This is a genomic window from Pseudomonas sp. CFBP 13719 (assembly GCF_014842095.1).
Lineage (GTDB): Bacteria > Pseudomonadota > Gammaproteobacteria > Pseudomonadales > Pseudomonadaceae > Aquipseudomonas.
Genome location: NZ_JACYVB010000001.1, coordinates 1,069,923 through 1,076,648, shown reverse-complemented (window position 1 = coordinate 1,076,648; position 6,726 = coordinate 1,069,923). Strand labels below are relative to the sequence as shown.

Below are 6,726 nucleotides of genomic sequence, written 5' to 3'. Positions count from 1 at the left end.
CGCGAAGCATTCGGTGCGGTCTTTCTGATGGACCGCGGGGTGGCTTTCGCGGCCACAGACCGCTCCTACACGAGGGTGCGCGTCAGGCCTGGGCGGCTTCGGCCGGGGAGACGATGCTGGTTTTCATGCCGCGCGAGCGGCCTGAGCTGAGGTAGGCGGCGATGGATTCCTGGGTCACTTCGCCGAGGAACACGTTCTCCGCGTCCAGCACCGGCAACCACGAGCGGTTGAACTCGTACATGCGCGACAACAGGATGCGCAGGTGCTCGTCATACGCCGCCGTGGCGTTGAACTCGCGCAGGAAATCCACACAGCTGCCGGTCTGGCGATGCAGGTCACGGCGGCGAACATAGCCCATGGCCTTGTTCTGCGCATCGGTCACCACGACGTAGCGGCGGTCGTGTTCGTCCATCAATTCCAGCGCATCGGCCACCGGCGTTTCCGGGCTCACCGAAGGCGCATTGTCGGCGGCGTCCTCGGCCTTGACCAGCAGCAGGCGCTTGAGCGTGCTGTCCTGGCCGACGAAGTTGCTGACGAAGTCGTCCACCGGATGGGCCAGCAAGGTATCGGGATGGTCGATCTGCAACAGCTTGCCGGCACGGAAAATGGCGATCTTGTCACCCAGCTTGATGGCTTCGTCGATGTCATGGCTGACCATGATCACGGTCTTGTTCAAGGCCCGCTGCATTTCGAAGAACTCGTTCTGGATCATCTCGCGGTTGATCGGGTCGACCGCGCCGAAGGGCTCGTCCATCAACAGCAGCGGCGCCTCTGCGGCCAGGGCGCGGATCACGCCGATGCGCTGTTGCTGGCCGCCCGAGAGTTCGCGCGGATAGCGGTGCAGATACTGCTTGGGCTCCAGCTTGATCATGCTCATGAGCTCGCGGGCCCGCTCGGCGCAGCGCTTCTTGTCCCAACCGAGCAGGCGCGGGACCACGGTGATGTTCTCCTCGATGGTCATGTTGGGGAACAGGCCGATCTGCTGGATGACATAGCCGATGTTGCGACGCAGGGTGACCTCGTCCAGGCCGGTGGTGTCCTCGCCGTTGATCAGGACCTTGCCGGAGGTCGGCATGATCAATCGGTTGATCATTTTCAGCGTGGTGCTCTTGCCGCAGCCCGATGGCCCGAGGAATACGCAGATCTCGCCTTCGTTGACGGTCAGGCTTACCGCGTCGACGGCTTTGACTTCCTTGCCGTTGCTGTGGAAGGTCTTGGTCAGGTTCTGAAGTTCGATCATTTCAATAATCCTTTGGGAGTCAGGGCGCGTTGCAGCCATTGCAGGAGCAGGTCGGCGATGATCGCCAGGACACTGACCAGCACGGCGCCGACGATGAGCATCGACATGTCGCTGCGGCTGATGGAAGTGAGGATGAGAACGCCCAGGCCGCCGGCGCCGATGGTGGCAGCAATGGTCATGACGCCGATGTTCATCACCACGGCGGTGCGCACGCCGGCGAGGATGACCGGTACCGCGATGGGCAACTCGACCATGCGCAGGCGCTGGCCGAAGGTCATGCCGATGCCTTTGGCGGCTTCACGGATGCCAGGCTCGACGCCGGTCAGTGCCAGGTAGGTGTTGCGCAGGATCGGCAACAGCGAATAGAGAAATACCGCAGTGATGGCCGGTAGCGGCCCCAGGCCTTGGCCGAACTTGGAGTAGAACGGCAGCAGCAGCCCGAACAGGGCAATCGAGGGGATGGTCAGCAGCACCGTGGCGCAGGCCTGCAGAGGCCCTGCCAGCGCTGGAAAACGGGTCATCAGGATACCGATGGGTACGCCGAAGACGATGGCCAGGCTGACCGCAATGCCGACCAGAGTGATGTGCTGCCAGGTCAGTTGCAGCACCAATGGCCAGTCGAGGTGGGAGAAGGTGTCGAGGAAACTCATGGCTTCTCCTGGGCTTGGACGTTGATCGGATGGGCCTTGAGAAACTCTGCCGCCACCACCGTCGGGCTGCGGTGCGCGACGTCGACCTGCGCGTTGAGTTCGCGCATGGTGGCATCGTCGAGCATCTCGGCCAGTGGCTTGAGTTGCGCGGCCAATTGCGGATGAGCATCGAGCAGTTGCTGACGGACCACCGGCGCGGCGGTGTAGTCGGGGAAGTACTTGAGATCGTCTTCGAGCAGCTTGAGCTTGAAGGCGTTCAGACGCCCGTCGGTGGTGTAGACCAGACCGGTGAATACCTGACCGTTGCGCAGCGCGGTATAGACCAGGCCAGCGTCCATCTGGCGAATGTCACGGCGGGTGAATTTCAGGTCGTAGGTTTGGGTCAGTCCCACCAGGCCGTCAGACCGGTTGGCGAACTCGGTGTCCAGGGCCAGGATGTGGCCTTTCTTCGGCTCGTCGATCAGCACCTGGTTCAGTTGGCTGATGGTGTTGACCTGGGGATAGGCCTTGGCCACTTCTTCAGGTAACGCCAGGGCATAGGTGTTGCTGAACCGCGAGGGCGTCAGCCAGACCAGGCCTTTCTGGGCGTCCAGTTCCTTGACCCGTGCGTAGGTGGCCGCGCTGTCGAGTTTTTCGTCGATGTGGTTGTAGGACACTAGCGATACCCCGGTGTATTCCCAGAGCATGTCCAGCTGACCGCTTTCCTGGGCGCTGCGCGCCAGGTTGCTGCCCAGGCCACCAGTGACGCGCACGTCATAGCCTTTGCTGCCCAGGTATTGGGCAGTGATTGCTGCCAGTACGGTCTGCTCTGTGAACACCCGGGCGCCGAGGCGGATCACCGGTCTGTCTGCGGCGTGCACGACGCCTGCGCACAACAGGGCCAGGCCCAGTACGATGCTTAACTTTTTCATTGAATTCATTCCTTCGCTCAGCGAGTCAGCCCACGTTCGAACCACAGGCGGCTGACCAGGGTCACGATGCCGTCCAGGATCAATGCCAGCAGCGCGGTGCAGGCAGCGCCCAGCAGCAGTTGTGGCTGGTTGTTCAAGGCGATGCCGGGGAAGATCAGGCTGCCCAGGCTGTTGGCGCCGATCAGGAACGCCAGGGGCGCGGTACCGACGTTGATCGCCAGCGCCACGCGCACGCCACCGACCATGATCGGCACGGCGTTGGGCAGCTCGACCTTGAACAGCACCTGGCGCGGCGTCATGCCAATGCCGGTGGCGGCTTCCTTGAGCGAGCCCTGGACGTTTTTCAGGCCTTCGTAGGTGTTGCGCACGATAGGCAACAGGGAGGCGAGAAACAGCGCGAAGATGGCAGGACCGCTGCCGATGCCCAGAATGCCCAGAGCGATGGCGAGTACCGCCAGGGGGGGAATGGTGTTGCCGATGTTGAAGATCTGCATGAAGCGTTCGGCGCGCTTGACCATGCTGGGGCGGCTCAACGCGATGCCTGCGGGGATGCCCACGAGCAGTGCGGCGAACATTGAAACCAGCACCAGGATCAGGTGCGCCTGCAGGTAGAAAATCAGATCTTCGCGGTAGTGCTCGATAGTGCTTATGCCGATCCAATGGACCAGCAGGGCCAGGACAGCAACGATAACCGCGCCCCCTAACAGCCCTTTGCCATAGCGATTAGCCACAGGCGGACTCCTTTTTTCAGTCGGCGCCTACCGGGCCTGCGATGAGCACTCGGGAGAGTGATCGGCCCAGGTAGGACGCGAATAGCAGCTCACGTGGTGCGAGCCATAAGCGCAGCCTCGTCAGGCTAACTTGCTGATTTTGCAGCCCCTGACGATAGCGCGAATCAGGGAATGGACGTCTCCGTGCCGCGAGAGGTTCCCACAGTGAGGCAGCATTTGGCCACCTTTAACCGATGTTTCGGCCCATTGCGTGGCAGTGACAGGCGCTTGCAACACGGTCCCTACGGTAGGTTTGCAGTGCAATGAAATCGGCAGGGGCAGGTGGCGCAGGATGCGGTTTCGCCTGAAGCAGGCTATAATTCGCGCCCTTTTTCATTCCCTCGCCAGGCGATCATCCATGACCCAACAGGCCGCCGAAGTCGCGAAACGCCGCACTTTCGCCATCATTTCCCACCCGGATGCGGGTAAAACCACCATCACCGAGAAGCTCTTGCTGATGGGCAAGGCGATTGCCGTGGCCGGTACGGTGAAGTCGCGCAAGTCCGACCGTCACGCGACCTCCGACTGGATGGAAATGGAGAAACAGCGCGGGATTTCCATCACGACGTCCGTGATGCAGTTTCCCTACCGCGAGCACATGGTCAACCTGCTCGACACCCCGGGCCACGAAGACTTCTCGGAAGATACCTACCGCACCCTGACGGCGGTGGACTCGGCGCTGATGGTGCTCGATGGCGGTAAAGGTGTCGAACCGCGGACCATTGCCCTGATGGATGTCTGTCGCCTGCGCGACACGCCCATCGTCAGTTTCATCAACAAGCTGGACCGTGACATTCGCGACCCGATCGAGCTGCTCGACGAGATCGAGGCGGTGCTCAAGATCAAGGCCGCGCCAATCACCTGGCCGATTGGCTGCTATCGCGACTTCAAGGGCGTCTATCACCTGGCGGACGACTACATCATCGTTTACACGCCGGGCCATGGCCACGAGCGCACCGATGTGAAAATCATCGAGAAGCTGGATTCGGACGAGGCGCGCGCGCACCTGGCCGACGAATACGACCGCTTCGTGGAACAGCTGGAACTGGTGCAGGGTGCCTGCCATGAGTTCAATCAGGACGAGTTTCTGAACGGTCAATTGACGCCGGTGTTCTTCGGTACGGCGCTGGGCAACTTCGGTGTCGACCATGTGCTCGACGCCGTCGTGAACTGGGCGCCACGCCCTTTGCCGCGAGTGGCGAACGAGCGGACCGTGGAGCCTGTGGAAGAAAAATTCACCGGTTTCGTGTTCAAGATCCAGGCGAACATGGACCCCAAGCACCGCGACCGTATCGCCTTCATGCGCATCTGCTCGGGCCGCTACGAGAAGGGCATGAAGATGCGCCATGTGCGCACGGGCAAGGACCTGCGCATAGGCGACGCCCTGACGTTCTTCTCCTCCGAGCGCGAGCAGTTGGAAGAAGCGTTCGCCGGCGACATCATCGGCCTGCACAACCACGGCACCATCCAGATCGGCGACACCTTCAGCGAGGGTGAAAGCCTGGGCTTCACCGGTATCCCGCACTTCGCCCCGGAGCTGTTCCGTCGGGTGCGCCTCAAGGATCCGCTCAAGTCCAAACAGTTGCGTCAGGGCTTGCAGCAGCTGGCCGAGGAGGGCGCCACCCAGGTGTTCTTCCCCGAGCGCAGCAACGACATCATCCTGGGGGCGGTGGGCGTGCTGCAGTTCGACGTGGTCGCCAGCCGCCTGAAAGAGGAATACAAGGTGGAATGTGCCTACGAGCCGATCACCGTATGGTCCGCCCGCTGGATCGAGTGCGCCGACAAGAAGAAACTCGAGGAATTCAGCAACAAGGCTGCGGAAAACCTGGCCCTCGACGGCGGTGGGCACCTGACCTACCTGGCGCCGACTCGGGTCAACCTGGCGCTGATGGAAGAACGCTGGCCAGACGTGAAATTCCGCGCCACCCGCGAGCATCATTGATCGATCCCATGCTCGCCTCAGTGACGGATCTGGTTCCAGGTGCGGGTGCGTAGCTGCTCGATATCGGCGGGCATAGGTTGCAGCAGGAACAGCTTGCTCATGACCTCGGCGCTCGGGTAGATGCGTCGGTCACCCTTGAGTGCAGGGTTGACCCACTCATCGGCGCCTTCGTTGCCATTGGCGTAGTGCACGCTGTTGGTGATGCCGGCCATGACCTTGGGTTCGAGCAGGTAGTTGAGAAAGGTGTACGCGGCGTCTTCGTTCGGTGCATTGGCAGGGATGGCGACCATGTCGAACCACATGGTCGAGCCCTCGCGCGGCAACGTGAACTCGATCTCAACGCCCTGGCCTTCCTGTCTGGCCTGGGTCTGCGCCTGCAGCACGTCCCCGGAAAAGCCGACCACCGCGCACAGCTTGCCCTCGGCCAGTTCGTGGCTGTACTCCACCGAATCGAAATAGCGTACGTAGGGCTTGATGCTCAGCAACAGCGCGCGTGCCTTGTCGTAGTCGGCAGGGTTGCGGCTGTGCGAGGGCAGGCCCAGGTAATTGAGTGCCATTGGCAGCAACTCGGGGCCGATGTCGAGGATGGCGACCCCGCATTTCTGCAGGCGAGCGATGTTTTCCGGCTTGAACACCAGGTCCCAGGAATCCACCGGAGCATCGTCGCCGAGTGCTGCCTTGACCTGCTTGACGTTGTAGCCGATGCCGCTGACGCCCCACAGGTACGGAAAGCCGTAGCGGTTGCCGGGGTCGTTGATTTCCAGTGCACGCAGAAGCGCGGGGTTCAGGTACTTCCAGTTCGGTAGACGGCTGCGGTCCAGTGGCGTGAGGTTGCCGGCGCTGATGTGGCGGGTCATGAAGTGGTTGGAAGGGAAGATCACGTCGTACTTGCCGGGCGATTCGCGCAGGCGCTTCTCCAGGGTTTCGTTGCTGTCGAAGAAGGCGTACTGGGTTTCGATGCCGGTCTGGCGCTGGAAGTTGGGCAAGGTATCGGGGGCGATGTAGTCGGGCCAGTTGTAGATGCTGAGCTTGCCGGCGGCGAACGCCATGGGCGTGACGAGCGTCAGTACGGCGAGGGCCAAGCGAAGCATGTGGTGATTCCTGAGCCGCCGTTGATTGCCTACTGTAATCATAGAAACGAAGTGGGGGAAGGCCCGGGGCTGCATAGAGCTGCGCGCTGTCATGCGACAGCGGTATAGTGCCCGGCGCACCC

Annotated in this window: 6 protein-coding genes; 1 reads left to right on the top strand and 5 read right to left on the bottom strand. The window is 61.9% G+C overall.

What is annotated here, in order from left to right:
- Positions 1–82: 82 nt before the first annotated feature.
- Genes IFT57_RS05065 through IFT57_RS05050 form a run of 4 tightly spaced genes read right to left on the bottom strand, consistent with a single transcriptional unit; the run spans position 83 to position 3,532 of the window.
- Positions 83–1,240 (bottom strand): osmoprotectant ABC transporter ATP-binding protein OsmV, encoded by a 1,158-nt coding sequence (locus tag IFT57_RS05065; RefSeq protein WP_192150796.1) that lies wholly within the window; start codon positions 1,238–1,240, stop codon positions 83–85.
- Positions 1,237–1,890, bottom strand: coding sequence for an ABC transporter permease (locus IFT57_RS05060; RefSeq protein ID WP_122479650.1), 654 nt, complete (start codon positions 1,888–1,890; stop codon positions 1,237–1,239). Before IFT57_RS05060 ends, IFT57_RS05065 begins: the two co-directional genes overlap by 4 nt.
- The gene (locus IFT57_RS05055) at positions 1,887–2,801 is read right to left on the bottom strand and encodes a glycine betaine ABC transporter substrate-binding protein (RefSeq protein ID WP_192150794.1); all 915 of its coding nucleotides are present in this window, start codon (positions 2,799–2,801) and stop codon (positions 1,887–1,889) included. Before IFT57_RS05055 ends, IFT57_RS05060 begins: the two co-directional genes overlap by 4 nt.
- 17 nt (positions 2,802–2,818) lie before the next feature.
- A complete protein-coding gene (locus IFT57_RS05050; protein WP_122479648.1) occupies positions 2,819–3,532 on the bottom strand; it encodes an ABC transporter permease in 714 nt (237 codons plus the stop codon).
- A 397-nt stretch (positions 3,533–3,929) separates the two neighbouring features.
- Here IFT57_RS05050 and IFT57_RS05045 point away from each other — a divergent pair, with 397 nt between their 5' ends.
- Positions 3,930–5,513: a peptide chain release factor 3 gene (locus tag IFT57_RS05045; protein WP_122479646.1), complete on the top strand. Its 1,584-nt coding sequence runs from the start codon at positions 3,930–3,932 to the stop codon at positions 5,511–5,513.
- A gap of 17 nt (positions 5,514–5,530) precedes the next feature.
- On the opposite strand, the gene IFT57_RS05040 is transcribed toward IFT57_RS05045, so the two are convergent.
- Entirely contained in the window at positions 5,531–6,604 is a 1,074-nt protein-coding gene (locus IFT57_RS05040) for a polyamine ABC transporter substrate-binding protein (protein WP_192150792.1), read from the bottom strand.
- Positions 6,605–6,726: the final 122 nt, after the last annotated feature.

What these genes read in the sequence shown, in the direction of transcription:
- IFT57_RS05065 (WP_192150796.1), bottom strand. Translation starts at nt 1,240, where the DNA reads ATGATCGAACTTCAGAACCTGACCAAGACCTTCCACAGCAACGGCAAG.
- IFT57_RS05060 (WP_122479650.1), bottom strand. Translation starts at nt 1,890, where the DNA reads ATGAGTTTCCTCGACACCTTCTCCCACCTCGACTGGCCATTGGTGCTG.
- IFT57_RS05055 (WP_192150794.1), bottom strand. Translation starts at nt 2,801, where the DNA reads ATGAAAAAGTTAAGCATCGTACTGGGCCTGGCCCTGTTGTGCGCAGGC.
- IFT57_RS05045 (WP_122479646.1), top strand. Translation starts at nt 3,930, where the DNA reads ATGACCCAACAGGCCGCCGAAGTCGCGAAACGCCGCACTTTCGCCATC.
- IFT57_RS05040 (WP_192150792.1), bottom strand. Translation starts at nt 6,604, where the DNA reads ATGCTTCGCTTGGCCCTCGCCGTACTGACGCTCGTCACGCCCATGGCG.